The 19,412-nt window shown below is 44.2% G+C and carries 16 protein-coding genes; 6 read left to right on the top strand and 10 right to left on the bottom strand.

All coding sequences use genetic code 11. The annotated features are described in order from the left end of the window. Nucleotides 1–144: 144 nt before the first annotated feature. The 5 genes from ispC to rpsB all read right to left on the bottom strand — a co-directional run bounded on the left by ispC (nucleotide 145) and on the right by rpsB (nucleotide 4,784). Nucleotides 145–1,338, bottom strand: a complete 1,194-nt coding sequence (gene ispC, locus HGT73_RS02410; RefSeq protein WP_214212103.1) for a 1-deoxy-D-xylulose-5-phosphate reductoisomerase — start codon at nucleotides 1,336–1,338, stop codon at nucleotides 145–147. A gap of 119 nt (nucleotides 1,339–1,457) precedes the next feature. Beyond that, a complete protein-coding gene (frr, locus tag HGT73_RS02405) occupies nucleotides 1,458–2,015 on the bottom strand; it encodes a ribosome recycling factor (RefSeq protein WP_214212048.1) in 558 nt (185 codons plus the stop codon). 127 nt (nucleotides 2,016–2,142) lie between these two features. Further along, complete coding sequence (gene pyrH, locus HGT73_RS02400) at nucleotides 2,143–2,868, bottom strand: UMP kinase (RefSeq protein WP_214212047.1); 726 nt, start codon at nucleotides 2,866–2,868, stop codon at nucleotides 2,143–2,145. A 151-nt stretch (nucleotides 2,869–3,019) separates the two neighbouring features. Then, entirely contained in the window at nucleotides 3,020–3,871 is an 852-nt protein-coding gene (gene tsf / locus HGT73_RS02395) for a translation elongation factor Ts (RefSeq protein WP_214212046.1), read from the bottom strand. Between the two features lie 187 nt (nucleotides 3,872–4,058). Continuing rightward, complete coding sequence (gene rpsB / locus HGT73_RS02390; RefSeq protein WP_214212045.1) at nucleotides 4,059–4,784, bottom strand: 30S ribosomal protein S2; 726 nt, start codon at nucleotides 4,782–4,784, stop codon at nucleotides 4,059–4,061. A 367-nt stretch (nucleotides 4,785–5,151) separates the two neighbouring features. Between rpsB and map the strand changes: the two genes are divergently transcribed. The 4 genes from map (at nucleotide 5,152) to HGT73_RS02370 (ending at nucleotide 10,037) form a co-directional block, all read left to right on the top strand. After that, the gene (gene map, locus HGT73_RS02385; protein WP_214212044.1) at nucleotides 5,152–5,940 is read left to right on the top strand and encodes a type I methionyl aminopeptidase; all 789 of its coding nucleotides are present in this window, start codon (nucleotides 5,152–5,154) and stop codon (nucleotides 5,938–5,940) included. Between the two features lie 66 nt (nucleotides 5,941–6,006). After that, on the top strand, nucleotides 6,007–8,658 hold the full coding sequence (gene glnD, locus HGT73_RS02380; RefSeq protein ID WP_214212043.1) for a bifunctional uridylyltransferase/uridylyl-removing protein GlnD: 2,652 nt from the start codon (nucleotides 6,007–6,009) through the stop codon (nucleotides 8,656–8,658). A gap of 103 nt (nucleotides 8,659–8,761) precedes the next feature. Beyond that, on the top strand, nucleotides 8,762–9,589 hold the full coding sequence (dapD, locus tag HGT73_RS02375; protein WP_214212102.1) for a 2,3,4,5-tetrahydropyridine-2,6-dicarboxylate N-succinyltransferase: 828 nt from the start codon (nucleotides 8,762–8,764) through the stop codon (nucleotides 9,587–9,589). A 70-nt stretch (nucleotides 9,590–9,659) separates the two neighbouring features. Beyond that, a complete protein-coding gene (locus HGT73_RS02370) occupies nucleotides 9,660–10,037 on the top strand; it encodes a DUF3461 family protein (protein ID WP_214212042.1) in 378 nt (125 codons plus the stop codon). Between the two features lie 113 nt (nucleotides 10,038–10,150). Here HGT73_RS02370 and cspE read toward each other — a convergent pair whose 3' ends face one another. The 3 genes from cspE to dgt all read right to left on the bottom strand — a co-directional run bounded on the left by cspE (nucleotide 10,151) and on the right by dgt (nucleotide 13,697). Then, nucleotides 10,151–10,363, bottom strand: coding sequence for a transcription antiterminator/RNA stability regulator CspE (cspE, locus tag HGT73_RS02365; RefSeq protein ID WP_214212041.1), 213 nt, complete (start codon nucleotides 10,361–10,363; stop codon nucleotides 10,151–10,153). Nucleotides 10,364–10,673: 310 nt separating this feature from the next. Beyond that, entirely contained in the window at nucleotides 10,674–12,095 is a 1,422-nt protein-coding gene (degP, locus tag HGT73_RS02360) for a serine endoprotease DegP (protein ID WP_214212040.1), read from the bottom strand. A 129-nt stretch (nucleotides 12,096–12,224) separates the two neighbouring features. Next, entirely contained in the window at nucleotides 12,225–13,697 is a 1,473-nt protein-coding gene (dgt, locus tag HGT73_RS02355; RefSeq protein ID WP_214212039.1) for a dGTPase, read from the bottom strand. A 95-nt stretch (nucleotides 13,698–13,792) separates the two neighbouring features. On the opposite strand from dgt, the gene mtnN reads away from it, so the two are divergent. Beyond that, nucleotides 13,793–14,485, top strand: coding sequence for a 5'-methylthioadenosine/S-adenosylhomocysteine nucleosidase (gene mtnN, locus HGT73_RS02350; protein ID WP_214212101.1), 693 nt, complete (start codon nucleotides 13,793–13,795; stop codon nucleotides 14,483–14,485). Between the two features lie 305 nt (nucleotides 14,486–14,790). Here mtnN and erpA read toward each other — a convergent pair whose 3' ends face one another. Further along, entirely contained in the window at nucleotides 14,791–15,138 is a 348-nt protein-coding gene (gene erpA / locus HGT73_RS02345) for an iron-sulfur cluster insertion protein ErpA (RefSeq protein WP_214212038.1), read from the bottom strand. A gap of 194 nt (nucleotides 15,139–15,332) precedes the next feature. Here erpA and hemL point away from each other — a divergent pair, with 194 nt between their 5' ends. After that, complete coding sequence (gene hemL, locus HGT73_RS02340) at nucleotides 15,333–16,616, top strand: glutamate-1-semialdehyde 2,1-aminomutase (protein WP_214212037.1); 1,284 nt, start codon at nucleotides 15,333–15,335, stop codon at nucleotides 16,614–16,616. Between the two features lie 212 nt (nucleotides 16,617–16,828). On the opposite strand, the gene mrcB is transcribed toward hemL, so the two are convergent. Beyond that, nucleotides 16,829–19,333 carry a bifunctional glycosyl transferase/transpeptidase gene (gene mrcB / locus HGT73_RS02335; RefSeq protein WP_214212036.1) on the bottom strand — a complete coding sequence of 835 codons (2,505 nt, stop codon included), beginning with the start codon at nucleotides 19,331–19,333 and terminating at the stop codon, nucleotides 16,829–16,831. Between the last annotated feature and the right edge of the window lie 79 nt (nucleotides 19,334–19,412).

The following is a 19,412-nucleotide window of genomic DNA, read 5'->3' as shown; positions in this document are numbered from 1 at the left end:
TATCAAAACGCATCAATTTATTCCCAACCCTTCCCTGTTTGCCGAAAACAACTTATCTAGGCAAAAACTCGAATCAGAAAAAGATGGCGAGCGACTATACCATTTTACTGATAGGCCGACAAATCTGTTACCCTTCCAGCCGTGTTAAGATAATCGTGCAATCTGCTCAGCGGCTAACGATCGACTCTTTGCATCGATGTCTAAGACATCATCGATACAGCGGGGTTCAATCATGCTAATCCGATCCAAAACATCGGTGTTAACGCGAGCGATATCAGTAAATAAAATCCTACCTTCTAAGAAAGCCGCGACGGCCACTTCGTTGGCTGCATTCAACGCGGTAGTGAACGACTGTCCTTTATCGCATGCTGCAATAGCCAGTGCCAAACAGGGATAACGCTGAAAGTCAGGTTGTTCAAAAGATAGCGGTGCTAATTTTGTAAAATCTAATGTTTTACCCCCAGTCGGTATACGATGAGGCCAAGCAAGGGAATGCGCAATCGGGGTTTTCATATCGGGTGTTCCCAGTTGTGCAATCACGCTGCCATCTCGGTAACGCACCATCGAATGAATGACTGATTGGGGATGAAGTATTACTTCCATCTGTGAACGTCGAGCATTAAATAGCCATCTTGCTTCGATATATTCCAACCCTTTGTTCATCATGGTAGCTGAGTCGACAGAAATTTTTCTTCCCATGGTCCAATTTGGATGAGCGCAGGCTTGATCGGGGGTTTTACTGGCGAGCTCATGAACGGGGACCTCTCTAAAAGGTCCTCCAGAACCGGTCAGAATAATTGAGTCAACGCCGTGTTCGTTAAGGTCGCCATAACCGAGTTGATGCTGTAGTGCCTCAGGTAGACTTTGGAAAATAGCATTATGCTCACTATCAACCGGTACCAAGCAGGCATTGTGACGCTCAACTGCATCCATAAATAATTGACCGCAGGTCACCAAAGACTCTTTATTGGCGAGCAACACACGTTTACTCGCTTTTATTGCAGAAAGAGTGGGAAGTAATCCTGAAGCACCGACAATCGCCGACATAACTTGATGGACGTCTGGTAATTCGGCAAGATCACATGCAGCTTGTATTCCAGAGGAAACATCAATATTTAGTTTCAATGCCGTTAACCGTTCACGCAGTTCACTAGCTGCGGCTTCATCAGCCATCGCCACTGAACTTGGACGAAATTCAGCACATTGCTCAGCCATCAAAGCAACATTTTTTCCGCCTACCAGCGCACTAACTTCGTAAAGTTCTGGATTTTTTCTCACTACGTCCAGTGTATTCGTGCCAATTGAGCCTGTTGAACCCAGTATCGTTAGTCGTTGCATTACTTTTCCATTCTCTTTGTCAGGTGAGAATTGCATAATTACTGAAAACATAAACAAAACGCCGTAAGACGGCCCAGTGACTGAGCCTTCATTACGGCGTTATAAAACAAAATAAAATATTAGAAATCGAGCAGTTCTTTCTCTTTATCCGCTAATGCAGCATCCACTTTTTTGATACTGATATCGGTAAGCTTTTGAACATCATCCTGTGAACGACGGTCATCGTCTTCGCTGATTTCTTTATCTTTTAATAACGCTTTGACTTTATCATTCGCATCACGGCGGACATTACGAACAGAGACACGACCTTGTTCAGCTTCAGCACGAACGATTTTGATCAAATCTTTACGACGCTCTTCAGTCAGTGCTGGTAAAGGTACACGAATATCCGCGCCAGCAGAACTCGGGTTAAGTCCTAAATCTGAAGCCATGATTGCTTTTTCAACAGCCGGACCCATTGAGCGATCAAAAACGTTGATCTTCAGAGTACGAGAATCCTCAACGGTTACACTGGCTAGTTGGCGCAATGGCGTCGGCGTACCGTAGTATTCTACGATAATCCCATCAAGCAGTGATGGTGACGCTCGTCCAGTACGAATTTTGCTGATCGCAGTTTTAAATGCTTCAACACATTTATCCATACGTACTTCAGCATCTTTTTTAATATCGTTAATCACTTTGAAACCCTTGGATTAGTTAATGCGCTCCGATAATTCTCGGAGTAATTCACTTTACCTGTCACTCTGGCCGACAGCCCCGAAACGCTATACACCAGAATATACCTTATTTTGTCGGGCACAGGAATTATTGTGAGATCAATGTACCTTCATTTTCACCCATTACTACACGGCGTAGTGCACCGGGCTTATTCATATTAAATACACGAATAGGTAAATTATGGTCACGAGCTAAGGTAAATGCCGCAAGATCCATAACTTTCAATTCACGTTCTAACACGTCTTGGTAGTTGAGCTTATCATATAACACTGCATCCGGGCATTGGACAGGGTCTGCAGAATAGACGCCATCAACCTTCGTTGCTTTTAGCACGACATCAGCTTCAATCTCGATACCGCGTAAACAAGCTGCTGAATCAGTTGTAAAAAAAGGATTCCCGGTTCCTGCTGAAAAGATAACCACTTTATTTTGGCGTAATAAGCTAATTGCTTCAGCCCAACTATAATTGTCACAGACGCCATTTAACGGTATTGCTGACATTAAACGTGCATTGACGTAGGCACGATGTAGTGCATCACGCATTGCCAAACCATTCATCACGGTTGCTAACATCCCCATGTGGTCACCGACAACGCGATTCATGCCTGCTTTTGCTAAGCCTGCACCACGGAATAAATTGCCGCCACCAATAACGACACCGACCTGGATACCAAGCTCCACTAACTCTTTAACTTCCTGAGCCATGCGATCTAGAATGCTCGCATCAATACCGAAACCCTCAGTTCCCTGAAGCGCTTCACCACTCAGTTTAAGAAGAATACGTTGATATACAGGTTTTGCGTTCGTCGCCATAATAATTTATTCCCGGAAATTGGCTGAATAATAGGAGTATTTTTCGGGTTGATTATTCCATATTTTTCACAAGTAAATACAGAATAAGAAAAAATCAGAGAGTATCACTTAAGGTAAAAAAGAACCGCCTAACGGGCGGTTCCTTTTAGCATTAAGACTGCTTGGACATTGCCGCAACTTCAGCAGCAAAATCAGTCTCAACTTTCTCGATACCTTCACCCACTTCAAAGCGGATAAAGCCAGTAACGTCAGCGCCTTTTTCTTTCAGCAGTTGACCAACGGTTTTGCTTGGATCCATAACGAAGCTTTGTCCAGTCAGTGATACTTCACCGGTGAACTTCTCCATACGGCCTTTAACCATTTTTTCTGCGATTTCTTTCGGCTTACCAGATTGCATCGCGATGTCGAGTTGTACTTGGTACTCTTTCTCTACAACTTCTGCAGATACATCTTCAGGTTTAACGAATTCTGGCTTACTTGCAGCAATGTGCATAGCAATTTGCTTAACCAGCTCTTCGTCCGCACCCTTCGCAGCAACAACAACACCGATACGTGCGCCATGCAGGTAGCTACCTAACACGTCACCTTCTAGTACTGCAACACGACGAATGTTGATGTTCTCACCGATTTTTGCAACTAGTGCAACGCGCTCTTCTTCAAATTGCGCTTTCAGGACTTCAACATCAGTCACTTTGTCTGCCGCCGCAGCTTCTAATACTTTATCAGCGAATGCTTGGAAACCCGCATCTTTAGCAACGAAGTCAGTTTGGCAGTTAACTTCTAAAATGACAGCGAAATCGCCAGCAATTTTAGTTTTGATCACGCCGTCAGCTGCTACGTTACCGGCTTTTTTAGCCGCTTTGATCGCACCAGACTTACGCATATTTTCGATTGCAAGCTCGATGTCGCCACTCGCTTCAGTCAGCGCTTTTTTACAATCCATCATGCCTGCGCCAGTACGCTCACGCAGTTCTTTTACCAGAGCAGCGGTAATTTCAGCCATTCTATTTTCCTCGGTTAATTGTGATCTATTTATCCCCACATTGGGTGGTCAATAGCATCATTTTCGTAGGAGTGATTATGTATCAAACGTGTCAGAGAAACCGTTCAATACATTAAATATACGAAGGGGCCATTGCTGGCCCCTGACAGATTACATCTGATGCCAGTACTCTTACGAGTAAAGATTATCAGGCGTTTTCTAAAGATGCAGCTTCTGCTTGTGCAGCCAGATCTTGTGAACGCGCTTCACGAACAGTAGTCGCCACAGCGGTCAGATACAGGGTCACAGCACGGATCGCATCGTCGTTACCAGGGATGATATAATCAACACCATCTGGATCAGAGTTGGTATCAACGATAGCAAATACTGGAATACCTAAGTTGTTTGCTTCTTTGATTGCGATGTGCTCGTGATCAGCATCGATAACGAATAGTGCATCAGGCAGGCCGCCCATGTCTTTGATACCGCCTAAGCTGTTTTCCAGTTTAGCCAGCTCACGACCACGCATTAACGCTTCTTTCTTAGTTAACTTCTCGAAAGTACCGTCTTGTGATTGTGATTCAAGATCTTTCAGGCGTTTGATTGACTGACGAACAGTTTTCCAGTTAGTCAGCATACCACCTAACCAGCGATGGTTAACGAAGTACTGGTCACAGCTTAGTGCTGCTTCTTTAACAGCTTCGCTTGCTGCGCGCTTAGTACCAACCATCAGAATTTTCCCTTTACGAGAAGAAATCTTGTGCAACTCAGCCAGAGCGTCGTTGAACATTGGTACAGTTTGCTCAAGGTTGATGATATGAACTTTATTACGAGCACCAAAAATGAAAGGTTTCATTTTTGGATTCCAGTAACGAGTTTGGTGACCAAAGTGAACACCAGCCTTCAGCATGTCGCGCATTGAAACAGTTGCCATTATAACCTCTAAAATTTGAGTTGGGGTTGAGCCTCCATGTACCCCATACCACCGACCTTTGCAGGCACCCCGGGGTATGTGTCGGTACATGTGTGTTTTGGTTTGACTTCCACAAAAAAAGTGAAAATCACCTTTCACAAAATGAGTGTTTGCGAGTCTTTAACTATCAAGGCGACAGTTAAAGAATCATCGGCGCGCTTTATACCATAAAACGAGCGTCAGTGCTATATTTTGTTCACTTTTAGCTGGCATCCTCCTGCTTTCCGGTTGGCGTATTGGCAGCGTAGGAGCGTCCTGTTAACATGGCCGATATATTATGACGTAATTGCCAGCGATATTAATTCTGGCCACTATGGAAACCCTACTTATGGCTATTTCAATTAAAACACCTGAAGAAATCGAAAAAATGCGTGTAGCCGGACGGCTTGCTGCAGAAGTACTTGAGATGATCGCCCCTTACGTCAAACCTGGCGTCTCAACAGGCGAATTAGATCGTATTTGCCATACTTATATTACAGAACAACAACAGGCCATTTCCGCTTGCCTTGGCTATCATGGATTCCCTAAATCTGTCTGTATTTCCATCAATGAGGTTGTCTGCCACGGTATCCCTAGCGATGAACGCCTGCTTAAAGATGGGGATATCGTCAATATCGACGTAACCGTGATTAAAGATGAATATCACGGCGATACCTCAATGATGTTTATCGTCGGTAAACCAACGATTTTGGGCGAACGTCTCTGTAAAATTACGCAAGAAAGTCTCTACCTTGCACTGCGCCTTGTTAAACCTGGTATTCGTTTACGGACACTGGGCAAAGAAATTCAAAAATTTGTTGAAGGCCATAACTTTTCCGTTGTCCGCGAATACTGTGGCCACGGGATTGGTAAAGGGTTTCATGAAGAACCTCAAGTTCTGCACTACGATGCTGATGACCAAGGTGTGGTGTTACAGACTGGTATGACATTCACTATTGAACCTATGGTCAATGCGGGTGATTATCGTATTCGTAGCATGAAAGATGGCTGGACGGTAAAAACTAAAGATCGGAGCTTGTCTGCACAGTATGAGCATACTATTGTGGTCACAGACACGGGCTGTGAGATTTTAACGCTTCGTAAAGATGAAACCCTACCTGCGGTTCTCGTCAACTAAGTAAAATCTTACTGAAATAAGAATAAAGCCGGCTATAAGCCGGTTTTTTTATAATGAGAATGAGTAATGAGTGATCTTTTACCTCAAGCGTTGACAGCATTAATCCATGCTCCCGACAGTTGGCAAGATGACCAGCTTCATCGTGATGTTATCAAAGCTGCTCTTGACCGTTTTCAACAGCTCTGCGCCGAGGCTTTTGATCACCACGTACCGGTCGATAATTTGATTACTGCACGCAGCCATTTTATTGATCACTTATTGCAACGGTTATGGAAATTCTACACTTTAAGTGAATCGCCAGAGATAGCGTTAGTTGCGGTTGGTGGTTATGGCCGAGAAGAGTTACTGCCTCTTTCCGATATCGATTTACTTATCATTAGCCGCCATCCTCTTAATGATAACCAAGCCCAACAGGTCAGTGCATTGATCACGCTCTTGTGGGATGTGAAACTTGAGGTTGGCCAAAGTGTACGCACTCTTGATGAATGTATTAATCAAGGGCTCTCTGACCTAACCATCGCCACTAATTTAATCGAATCACGAATGCTAATTGGCGATGTATCACTGTTTCTAGAACTTCAAAAGAATATTTTCAGTGAGGAATTCTGGCCTTCTGTGCATTTTTTCTCAGCAAAAATCAAAGAACAATCTGAACGTCATCTTCGTTACCACGGTACAAGCTATAACCTCGAGCCGGATATTAAAAGTAGCCCAGGTGGGCTTCGTGATATCCACACCCTACAATGGGTCGCTCATCGTCATTTTGGCGCGACGTCTCTTGATAATATGGTGCAATTTGGTTTCCTTACTGCTGAGGAACGCGATGAGCTTAAAGAGTGTCAATCTTTTCTATGGCGCTTACGGTTTGCTCTTCATCAAACCTTAACACGCTATGACAACCGGTTACTTTTTGATCGCCAGCTCTCAGTGGCAACTCGCCTGAATTATCACGGCGAAGGAAATGTGCCAGTTGAGAAAATGATGAAGGATTACTACCGCGTTACACGCCGTATTCGCGAACTTAACACTATGTTACTGCAGTTGTTTGATGAAGCCATTCTGACGCTGCCAACTATTGAACGACCACGCCCAATCGATGAACTTTTTCGATTAAGAGGCGATTTAATTGAGCTACGCGATAGTCAGAGTTTCGTAACAGCACCGGAAACGATATTAAAAATGTTTTCGGTCATGGTAAAGCATCCAGAAATTACAGGTATTTACTCCGCTACTTTACGACAACTTCGCCTTGCGTTACAGCAGCTAGAAACCCCCCTTTGTAATATCGCCGCAGCTAGACTCATATTTCTTGAAATCCTCAACAGTAATGGTGCGGTAAGCCGCGCCTTAATGCCGATGCATCATCATGGGGTGCTTGCCGCTTATCTCCCGCAATGGCAATCAATAGTCGGTCAGATGCAATTCGATCTGTTCCACGCATATACCGTCGATGAACACACGATGCGTGTACTCCAAAAGCTAGAGAGTTTTGGCCGCGAAGAGAATCGTCCGCAGCATCCCTTATGTGTAGAAATCTGGCAACGTTCACCCCATCATCAAATTTTGATTATTGCAGCAATTTTCCATGATATTGCTAAAGGTAGAGGGGGGGATCATAGTCTGCTCGGTGCTGAAGATGTTCTGGCTTTTGCGAAGCTCCACCAGATCAATTCACGCGATAGCGAGTTGATTGCCTGGCTTGTTGAGCATCATCTATTGATGTCAGTGACTGCTCAACGTCGAGATATTCAAGATCCCGAAGTGATACAGCAATTTTCTGAAATAATGGGAAATGAACGCCAGCTAAAATTTTTAACCTGTTTAACCGTCGCAGATATCTGTGCTACGAATGAAAGTTTATGGAATAGTTGGAAACAGAGCCTATTGCGCGAACTCTTCTTTGCAACAGAAAAACAGTTACGCCGAGGAAAAGATAAACGTCCAGATCTGCGTTCGCGGGTACGTCATAATCGTCAACAAGCACTTGCGCTGCTACGGATGAATGATGTTGATGAGAACCGCCTCTTTCATCTATGGAACCGCTGTCGGGCCGACTATTTTCTACGCCATACTCCTACACAATTGGCGTGGCATGCTCAAAATTTATTGAAGCATGATTTAAGCCTCCCGTTAGTATTAATCAGTCCGCAATCGGCGCGTGGCGGAACAGAGATTTTTATTTGGAGTCCTGACCGCGCCTATTTATTTGCCACGGTTGCTGGGGAGCTTGATAGGCGGAATTTGAGCGTTCACGATGCGCAAATCTTTACTAATCGTGACGGTATGGCGATGGACACGTTTATCGTACTGGAACCTGAAGGAAACCCTCTGGCCGCTGATCGACACGCCTCTATTATTCAAGGGCTCACCCAATCTCTACAGCAGGAAGCGTGGATAATACCGAAAACACGCAGAACATCATCTCGACTACGCCATTTTACTGTCGAAACCCGCGTTCACTATCTACCGGGACATACAGATCGTCGTACCTACTTAGAGCTAGTCGCCCTCGACCAGCCAGGATTATTGGCGCAAATCGGCGCAATTTTTGCCGAGCTCGATATTTCACTTCATGGTGCTCGTATTAGTACAATCGGTGAGCGTGTTGAAGATTTATTTATCCTTGCTGACAACGAACGCCGCGGTTTAAGTAAAAAAATGCGCGAGCAGTTACGTCAAAGGTTGACAGAGACCCTCAATCCAACCGATAAAACATAGTTCATGGAAGATTTTAACGGGCAAAGATATTTACTGTGCCCACACTGGTAGTTAAATTTTATTTACTGCTTACTTAGACAATGAGAATTTTTGGGAAATTATGATGCAACAGTTAGAAAAAATTATTGAAGCTGCTTTTGAACGCCGTGCTGAGATCACCCCTAATAATGTTGATAGTGAAACTCGTGATGCCGTCATGCAAATCATCGAACTGATCGATAAAGGCGAATTACGCGTCGCTGAGAAAATCGAGGGGGAATGGGTCACGCATCAGTGGCTTAAAAAAGCAGTTCTTCTCTCGTTTCGCATCAATGATAACCAAGTTATGGAAGGTTCAGAGACACGCTACTACGATAAAGTTGCATTAAAATTCGCCAACTACGATGAAGCGCGCTTTCGTCAAGAAGGATTACGGGTTGTCCCCCCTGCCGCAGTGCGTCAAGGGGCCTATATTGCCCGCAACACCGTGTTAATGCCTTCTTACGTGAATATTGGTGCCTACGTTGACGAAGGAACTATGGTCGATACTTGGGTAACTGTGGGTTCTTGTGCACAAATTGGTAAAAACGTTCACTTATCGGGAGGCGTCGGAATTGGTGGTGTATTGGAGCCGCTACAAGCAAACCCAACTATCATCGAAGATAACTGCTTTATCGGTGCCCGCTCTGAAATTGTAGAAGGTGTTATCGTCGAAGAGGGTTCAGTCATCTCAATGGGCGTTTATATTAGCCAAAGTACTCGTATCTATGATCGCGAAACCGGTGAAATTTTCTATGGTCGTGTCCCTGCCGGCTCCGTGGTTGTTTCCGGTAGCATGCCAGCGAAAGATGGTAGCCATAGTCTTTATTGTGCGGTTATCGTAAAAAGGGTTGATGCAAAAACACGTGCAAAAGTCGGCGTTAACGAACTCTTGCGTAGCATTAACGATTAATTGATCCACTCGCTTCTTGTCTAGCATGTGAATCATCTTGGACAAGGGTGAACTCAAGAGGTTAACAACTATGTTTGATAATTTAAAAAGTTTAGGGATCACCCACCCTGAAGAGATTGACCGCTATAATTTACGGCAAGAAGCGCATCACGATATTTTAAAAATTTACTTTAGGAAGGATAAAGGTGAATTTTTCGCTAAAAGCGTAAAGTTTAAATATCCTCGTCAACTTAAAGCGGTTGATAGTCTGTTCGAGAATGCGGCACCAGAAATTAATCCAAATCTGGCTTATGTGATTGAAGAGCTGGATCAGTTATGCCAGCAAGACCCTTTAGAAGTCGATTTGAAAAATAAAATCCTTGAGGATTTACGCCATTTAGAAGCGGTCGTATCGAATAAGATTGCGGAAATCGAAGCTGACCTTGATCGCCTCACTCGCCACAAATAAAGGTTAATCAAGATAAAAAAAATCCCGCTTAGTGCGGGATTTTATTGTGATGCTTAACTGCTCCGGTCATTGGCCATCATCGCTATCGTAACCATCACTTGATGAAGCGTAAATTAAATCGCTACAACGTTAGCCGCTGATGGACCTTTAGCACCATTCTCGATAGAGAATTCTACTTTTTGGCCTTCATCTAAAGTTTTAAAATCGTTGCTTTGAATAGCAGAAAAGTGTACGAAAACATCTTTGCTACCATCGGTAGGAGAGATGAAACCAAAACCTTTACCTGCATCAAACCATTTTACTAAACCAGTCATTTTGTTAGACATCGTTGTTGAATCCTTACTTAACGATCCGCTCAGAATGGCGAATCTGATCTGCTATACAGTAAATAGCTTATGTTCAATTAAAAGGAGACTCATGAGGAAGGATATCGATGGATAACGCTTGAACTGAAGACTGCTTTACTAAAATTGCTTTCATAAGGTCTGTACTACAAACCGATGCATCTATAATAGACATACTCGATATGATTACACAACCTTTTTTTCAAAAAATACCTATCTTTTGGGGTAAACATAATAAATCACCTAAGATGACGCAGCCCACACTCTTAAGTGAGCTGCGAGTAATCGTATTTTATTGGGCAAGTAGGTACAGCACAGCGTTACCACGTTGAATATTTAACGCCAATACCGGCGGTTTACTATCGAGGACTTTACGTAACTCACCAAGATTCGAGACAAGCTGTTGGTTAACACCTAAAATAATGTCTCCTTTACGCAGACCAATTCGAGCTGCCGTTGAACCGGCTTTAACAGCATCAACTCTCACTCCCTTCGCGCCATCGCTAACTGAGTTACTTAACTCAGCACCTTCGATCCCTGCATAAATAGTGGCAGAAGGAACATTATCTTGACGGCTTTGTTGCAGTTCGACGGTGACGTCAAGCGGTTTTCCATCACGAATCAGCCCTAATACCAGTTTAGTGCCTACCGGTAACGAACCTACTTCCGCACGCAGCGCCGCAAAACTATTTAAAGGCTTACCATTCATGGAAACAACCACATCACCCGGTTTAATACCTGCTTTCTCTGCGGATGAATTTGGCAATACTTGACTGATAAAACCCCCTCGTTGTGCATTAACGTGAATAGCCTTAGCTAACTCAGAGTTAAGCTCCGTACCCATTATCCCAAGCTCGCCACGTTTGACCTGACCGTACTCAATCATCTGTGCAGTAAGGTTTTTAACCATATTACTTGGAATAGCAAAACCAATACCGATATTGCCACCATCCGGTGCTAAAATCGCGGTATTAATTCCAATCAACTCACCCCGTAGGTTGACCAGTGCACCGCCTGAATTGCCCCGATTAATCGCCGCATCAGTTTGAATAAAGTTCTCATAATTTTCGACGTTCAACCCACTGCGACCCAATGCAGAAACGATACCTGAGGTCACTGTTTCGCCAAGACCATAGGGGTTCCCAATGGCAACGGTATAATCGCCGACTTGTAAATTATCCGAATCAGCCATTTTTATTTCAGTCAGGTTTGTTGCATCCTTGAGCTGAAGAAGCGCAATATCTGATTGAGGATCTTTACCTAAGACTTTAGCATCGAAACGACGGCCGTCACTGAGCTGTACAGTGATTTTTGAAGCATTCTCAACCACGTGGTTATTCGTTACGACATAACCTTTTTGAGCATTAATCACTACCCCTGACCCCAATGCTTGGAACTTCTCTTTTTGGCTACCCTGGCTTTGATTAGGCATTTGACAAAAAGGAGAATTCAGAAAGGGTGATCCATCTTGGCAAAAGGGAGCCATATTACCGAAAAATTGCTGGAACTGTTGATTACCTTGATTCTTAACTGTTGCAGAGCCTTCGACATTAATACTAACTACAGATGGCATTATCTTTTGTAGCATAGGTGCCAAACTGGGCATTTGTTGACTATCTGCTGAAGCCGTTTGCGCCGCCGTTACATTCATCGAACTGAATGCTAAGCCTAAACTGAGTGCAACCATACTGAGTGTTAATGTGCTTTTTTTCATAATCGGATTCTCTTATTTTTACTTTCCTGAATCATTGCTGTGATGTGATCTAAGAATGAATGTATACCAATTAGTTCCTTCTCAACTCCCTGTAAAATCGTAAAAATATATTTGAACCGTTGACAGTTCCTAGACGAAATCGACCGCCATCAAACGACGATATTCTTCCCACGCATAGAGGTCTGTCATTCCACTGACATAGTCTTGGATCAACCGATAACGGTAATAACGCTCCCATAACATGAGTTCTGTCCGAGGTAGATTTTTACACTGCTGTAGATGATGGCAATAGGCTTTACAGTGTTTATCGGATAAGCGATGAAACAATCGGGTTTCAATCGGATATCCCGGCAATTCATCATCAGTGATCAAGCGATTAAAGTGCTCATAAGAAAGCAACATCATCGGTCGGTAAATATCCAGTAATCCCCGAATAACACGATATCCTTGTAATTCAAGCTGCTCGACTTCGGAGTGTCGAAAAACGTATTTACGCGCTACTTTTTTAAACATTGCCAATAAACGTCCTGACTCGCCTTGATCTTCTAGTAATGCGTGGTTAAACGTTCCGGCGAAAATATCAGGTAAATGATCAATAAAACGCTGTACCGCATGTTTGACCAGTTCACGCTGCACAGAGACTCGTAGAGACATAAAGAATTGATCACCTTTACTACGACGTTTTTTCGTGCGAGCTTCTGTCCATGCTTCTTCTACCGTTCGTGAAAAAAGATCATTCGCCTGAACAGCCCCCCACTCCGACACTAAATAGCCATATAGCGCATCAACATTAAAAATGGCTTTTTCAACGGCATCATCTAAATCTGCAATACAATAAGAAATATCATCCGCAGCTTCCATAATATAGGTCAAAGGAAAACGCTGAAATTCAGTAAGTTGCGTCTCTTCTCTTAATTTTTCGATATAGCTTTTTTCGGAAAGATAAAAACCCGGTTTTTTCATCAACGTCGAGTAGGCTTGCGGTTTATCTCCTTGCCACCAAGCAGGGGCAGTGTACTTCATAATACAAGCCACTTGAGCATAACTAAGGTTCAGCTGCAAAATTGTTTGCACTAAACGGATCCCCTGAGCATTCCCTTCAAAATTACTCAGATCCGTACAAACTTGCGACACCAATGGAGTTAAAGAGCTATCCTCAATATTAAAATTAGGAATGCCTGCGACAAGGTGTTCTTTAAACCAATCTTTTAATGCAGCTTCACCAAAATGACCGAAAGGAGGATTTCCAACATCATGCAGTAGGCAGGCCATCTCGACGAGACTTTCAAAGCTCCGGGCAAAGTTTTCTAAACCATAATGGGCGAGACCCGCCTGCTTCTGTAATTTTAGTAAAATTTCTCTCGCTATATAGCGACCGGCTTGTTGAACTTCGAGAGAATGAGTTAATCGCGAGCGGACGGAGGCATTACGCTCTAGAGGAAATACTTGAGTCTTATGCTGTAAGCGACGCAGTGCCGCGGAATGGATAATACGACCTCGATCGCTTTCAAAAACACGACTGATCTGCTCCTCCGTCTCAGGAGTCCGTCCATGATTAAAAGGTCTTTTTACACTGATTTTGTCTTTAAAATTAATCCTCACCTATTCCTCCATTTAGACGGCATCAATTCCTGCGTTTGCCATGATAGACTATGCTAACTCGTATAAATGAATCCACCGTTTTAGTAGGGAATACCATGAAAATAGGCATTATCGGAGCTATGGAACAAGAAGTTACCTTGTTACGTGAAAAAATCGAACAACGACAGACGCTTAGTTTGGCAGGTTGCGAAATTTATACGGGGAAACTTCAAGGTGTTGAAGTCGCATTACTCAAATCTGGAATAGGTAAAACATCCGCAGCCTTAGGCACCACCCTCTTACTTCAACTCTGTAAACCGGACGTTGTCATAAATACCGGTTCTGCGGGTGGCTTGGAAAGTAGCCTGAAAATTGGTGATATCGTGGTATCGAATGAAGTCCGTTATCACGATGCCGACGTGACTGCTTTTGGCTACGTACCAGGTCAAATGGCAGGTTGTCCAGAGGCCTTCACGGCGGATGAAAGTATTATTGCTAGCGTAAAAGCCTGCGCTAACGATTTAGCACTGCATACAGTAACTGGCCTTGTCGTCAGTGGTGATGCCTTTATTAACGGAGCTGCGTCGTTAACGCGTATTCGTACTACTTTCCCACAGGCGATTGCCGTCGAAATGGAAGCGACAGCGATTGGCCACGTATGCCATCAATTTGCGACACCATTTGTGGTCGTGCGGTCCATTTCAGATGTTGCTGATCAAGAATCTCATTTGAGTTTTGATGAGTTTCTAACAACAGCTGCGCGACAATCGTCGTTATTAGTCGAAGCTATTGTAAAAAAACTTGGCTAATCTTGGTCACTAAGATCCCGCAAAATGCGGGATTTATCACCTATAAAACTTTACGCCAGTTCAAAATAACTCAAAAAAACTCACAATAACTCGACATATTTTTAAAGTCATTTCGCCGCCTTCATTTTTTATTCTCTTGATGCGAAGAGAGTATGAAGTTATCGATAACACTACAAAAATAAGATGAGATAAGGCTAACAACAGCGGTTGCGAACCACGAGAAGGGTTCAAGATGCTGTGATGAGAAAAGAGAGAAAATGCTTAGTGCCACGAGGCACTAAGCATAGATGCAAGTAAGAAAACCGTTATACGCTAAAGGAAGAACCGCAACCGCAGGTGGTTTTAGCATTGGGGTTAGTCACGATAAAACGCGCCCCTTCAAGGCCCTCAGTGTAGTCCACCGAACCGCCAACCAAATATTGTAGACTCATAGGGTCAACAACCAAGGCAACGCCTTGTTTCTCTATCGTCATATCACCGTCGTTAACTTTATCATCAAAAGTAAAACCGTATTGAAAGCCGCTACAGCCTCCACCGGTGATATAAACACGTAATTTCAATTCAGGGTTTTCTTCGTCGGCAACTAAGGTTTTAACCTTATTTGCTGCCGCATCGGTAAATTGTAACGGCACGCTCGCCATATCATCGCTCATTATTCTGCTCCAACAAGAGAGGGTCAAGTATCAACCTTATTCCCCATTATCAGTCAGCCTAGCTTAGCAATCAAGCGCCCAACTAAACGGACTGTGCCGTTATTCATACAAGTCCCTCTTTCATGCCATTAACAGCAAAAGCAATTTTCCATTACACTGTAGGATAATCTTTCTCTGTTACGCAGGAATTTTTCATGAACAAGTCCGAAACACTGTTTCAAGAAGCCAAATCTGTTATTCCAGGTGGTGTGAACTCTCCGGTTCGTGCCTTTTCCGGAGTAGGCGGCACGCCCCTTTTTATTGAGCGGGCCGAAGGCGCCTATATCTATGATGCAGACGGAAAGGCTTATATCGATTATGTTGGGTCATGGGGGCCAATGGTGCTCGGACACAATAATGCGGCGATCCGTAATGCCGTCATCGCCGCGGCAGAACGCGGGCTAAGTTTCGGCGCACCGACAGAAATGGAAGTCAAAATGGCCGAATTGGTTTGCGAACTCGTTCCGTCTATGGATATGGTTCGCATGGTTAACTCAGGTACAGAGGCAACCATGAGCGCGATTCGCTTAGCAAGAGGCTATACCCAACGTGATAAGTTAATTAAATTTGAAGGCTGCTACCACGGCCATGCCGACCATTTGTTAGTGAAGGCAGGATCTGGCGCTCTCACTCTCGGGCAACCTAACTCACCAGGCGTCCCGGCAGATGTTGTACGCCATACATTAACCTGTACTTATAACGATCTCGATTCAGTACGCCAAGCCTTTGAGCAGTATCCTGATGATATTGCCTGTATTATCGTCGAACCTGTTGCTGGAAACATGAACTGTATTCCACCACAACCTGGTTTTTTACAGGGATTGCGCGAGTTATGTGATGAATTTGGTGCACTGTTTATTATTGATGAAGTAATGACCGGTTTTCGCGTTGCACTCGGCGGGGCACAAGCCTATTACGACGTAATACCTGACCTAACCTGCTTAGGGAAAATCATCGGTGGGGGGATGCCTGTGGGAGCATTTGGCGGACGTAAAGAAGTGATGGAAGCCCTCGCACCTATTGGCCCCGTTTACCAAGCAGGTACCCTCTCTGGTAACCCTGTGGCAATGGCAGCCGGTTATGCATGCTTACAACAATTGTCTCAGACTGGGGTGCACAGTACGCTTACCTCACTGACCGAGCGCCTTTGTAATGGTCTTCAACGCGTTGCTGAGCAGCACCATATTCCACTGGTAACGAATCAAGTCGGAGCTATGTTTGGTATTTTCTTTACGGAAGATAAGCAAGTCACCTGCTATTCAGAGGTAACACGCTGTAATACTGAACGCTTTAAGCAATTTTTCCACTTAATGCTTGAAGAAGGTATTTATTTTGCCCCTTCCGCCTTTGAAGCTGGATTTATGTCTTTAGCACACAGCGAAGAGGATATTGACCGTACCATTGAGGCAGCAAGCCGTAGTTTCGCAAAATTATCGTAGTAAGCCATCGTTAAGTCACCCACCACACCCCAACCCCTGGGGTGTGGTTTAGTTCACACCAAGTTTATAGTCCTCTTTTGCTTTTCCTGTTGTTACGTTCACAAGCCTAAAACGACAAAAACGGCATCCTTTACAGAACGCCGTCTTTGATTAAGTAAACGACCCAAATGGTTTGAGCCGTTTAACACAACATCTTTTTAAGATTGACCGTTTTAGTGGCCAAGCATGTCTTTTATCCAACCCGCAACGCCGTTACTTTGACTACCTTGTTGTTCCTGTTGCTCTTGTTGCTGTAATTGCTGTTGCTGCTGTTCAACTTGCTGCTGTTGTTGTTGGCATAATGTATTAGGATCCGTTGTCCATACAGGCAAGCTACGCCAGGTGCTGCTCCCTGAGTTACAGACAAAATTTCCTGCAGAATCAATAGGCATCATTGAAACATCGTCCGGTGGTGTCAACTGTAATGGTGTTGGAGGCTGTCCTGCAAGATAACGACGGTAAATTTGCATCGCACCACTTGCACCGTATAACCGGGTCGATTGGTTATTATCACGACCGATCCACGTTATTGCCACTTCTTTGCCATCAATACCGGCAAACCAGCTGTCGACTAAATCATTGGTTGTTCCAGTTTTACCCGCAAGATGCATCGTACTGTACTCACTACCTAAAGCATGAGCCGTACCATGATCCACAACTTGTTGCATAGCATACAACGTCAAGTAAGCGGCTTCAGTAGGTTCGACTTGCTGAGCTTGTGGATAGCTTTGATACAAGACTTTATCGTCTTCAGAGATCACTGACCTTACCGCTGAAAGCGTAGCGCGGTTCCCACCACTAGCAATCGTCTGGAAGGCTTGAGCAACTTCAACAGGCGTTAAGTTTAGGGCACCCAATAGCATCGCAGGTACTGGTGAAAGCTGATCTTGGTTAACACCCAGTTTTGTCCATGTGTCGACAACACTTTTTAGGCCGAGGGTCATCCCTAGATTCACGGTCGGCACGTTCATAGAACGTGTCAGTGCATCAACAAGCATCACTTTACCGCTAAACTGATGGTCATCATTTTCAGGACGCCATATTTGACCATTAGACTGTTTTAGTGCCAGAGGCTCATCCGCGATCCAACTGTTTAATCGATACAGTTGTGGCTGACTCAGTGCTGTCAAGTAAGTGGCAGGCTTAGCCAGTGAACCGATTGAACGACGAGCCTGCATAGCCCGATTATATCCGGCAAACTGTGGATTCGAGCCACCTACCATGGCACGCACTTCACCACTAAAACGGTCTACAACGACCATTGCCGTTTCAAGATCAGCAAGATGCCGTTGCTTACGTAAAGCTGGGATCCCTTCTTCTACGGCTTTTTCTGCAGCATCTTGAGATATTGGATCAAGCGTAGTGAAAATTTTCACCCCAGAAAGATCTTGGGCCTTATCTCCCAATTTTTGTTGTAGTTCGTTACGTACCATTTGCATAAAGGCTGGCTGAGGAGTAATCACGCCCCCTTTTGGCTGCACTCCTAACGGACGCGCCGACAACATATTGTACAGATCTTGATTAATGACATTCTGTTGCTGCAATAATCTAAGCACTAAATTACGGCGCTCTAACGCTAATTTTGGATTGCGCCAAGGGTTATACAGTGAAGCCCCCTTAACCATACCTACTAACAACGCTTGTTGATCAAGACTCAACTCATCGACCGGACGCCCAAAATAATACAGACTTGCCAGAGGGAAGCCTCGAATTTGGTCATTACCCGCCTGACCTAAATAAACCTCATTCAGATAGAGCTCAAGGATACGATCTTTGCTATAGCGAGCATCAACAATCACCGCCATATAGGCTTCACGAACTTTACGCCAAAGTGAACGCTGGTTGGTCAAAAATAAATTTTTAACCAACTGCTGGGTAAGCGTACTCCCTCCCTGAACGGCACGACCTGCCGTCAAGTTAGCAACAAAGGCACGGCCAATTGAGTACAAACTGATCCCATCATGCTCATAGAAATGGCGATCTTCAGTTGCCACAAGTGTATCAACCAATAGATCCGGGAATCCTGAGCGAGGCACAAATAGACGCTGCTCACCATTAGGTGATTGCATCATTGTGATAAGGCGTGGATCAAGACGGAAATAACCAAAGTCACGTCCGGTATCGAGATTTTTTATCTCACTCAGTTCGCCGTCAGCAAAATTAAGTTGAGTATGAATTTGTCCTTCTTTCCCATCGGGGAAATCAAAAGGGCGACGTAATAATTCAATACTATTACCTTTTACTGAGAACTCACCAGGCCGTGAAATTTTCGTCACTTGCCGGTATTGCGTGCCCTCAAGGAGTGCAATCATATCTTTACGATCAAAAGCCATACCCGGCTCAAGACTCACCATCCGTCCATAGACGGTCGCAGGAAGATCCCAAACGCGTCCATCAATCCGATGACGAATTTCAGCGTCAAGATAAACACCCCATGCGGCGATAACCGCAGCGACGACTAAGATAATTTTAAGTAGTAGACCTAGCCAACTTCTTTTCTTTTGGCTTTTTCGCGGGGTTTTTCCACGTTTTTTAGTTGCAGGCAATGACGTATTCTCCTCATCATAGCTATCCTGATCTTCTTGATACTGCGTATTACGCTGTGAAGCCGATTGGCTTTTCCCCTTGGACGTTAATTTTCCTTTACGTCCAATAGGTTCACGATCATTCCCAGACATGGATTCTCTCTCCAAGCTTTGCCATAATCGGCGACATACTTTATCTTTATTTTAGGTTCAAAAATACAGAACCTTCCGA

The organism is Rosenbergiella australiborealis (assembly GCF_018494035.1).
Classification (GTDB): domain Bacteria; phylum Pseudomonadota; class Gammaproteobacteria; order Enterobacterales; family Enterobacteriaceae; genus Rosenbergiella; species Rosenbergiella australiborealis.
The sequence above is the reverse complement of the archived record's forward strand: the minus strand, read 5'-3'. Positions and strand labels throughout refer to the sequence as shown.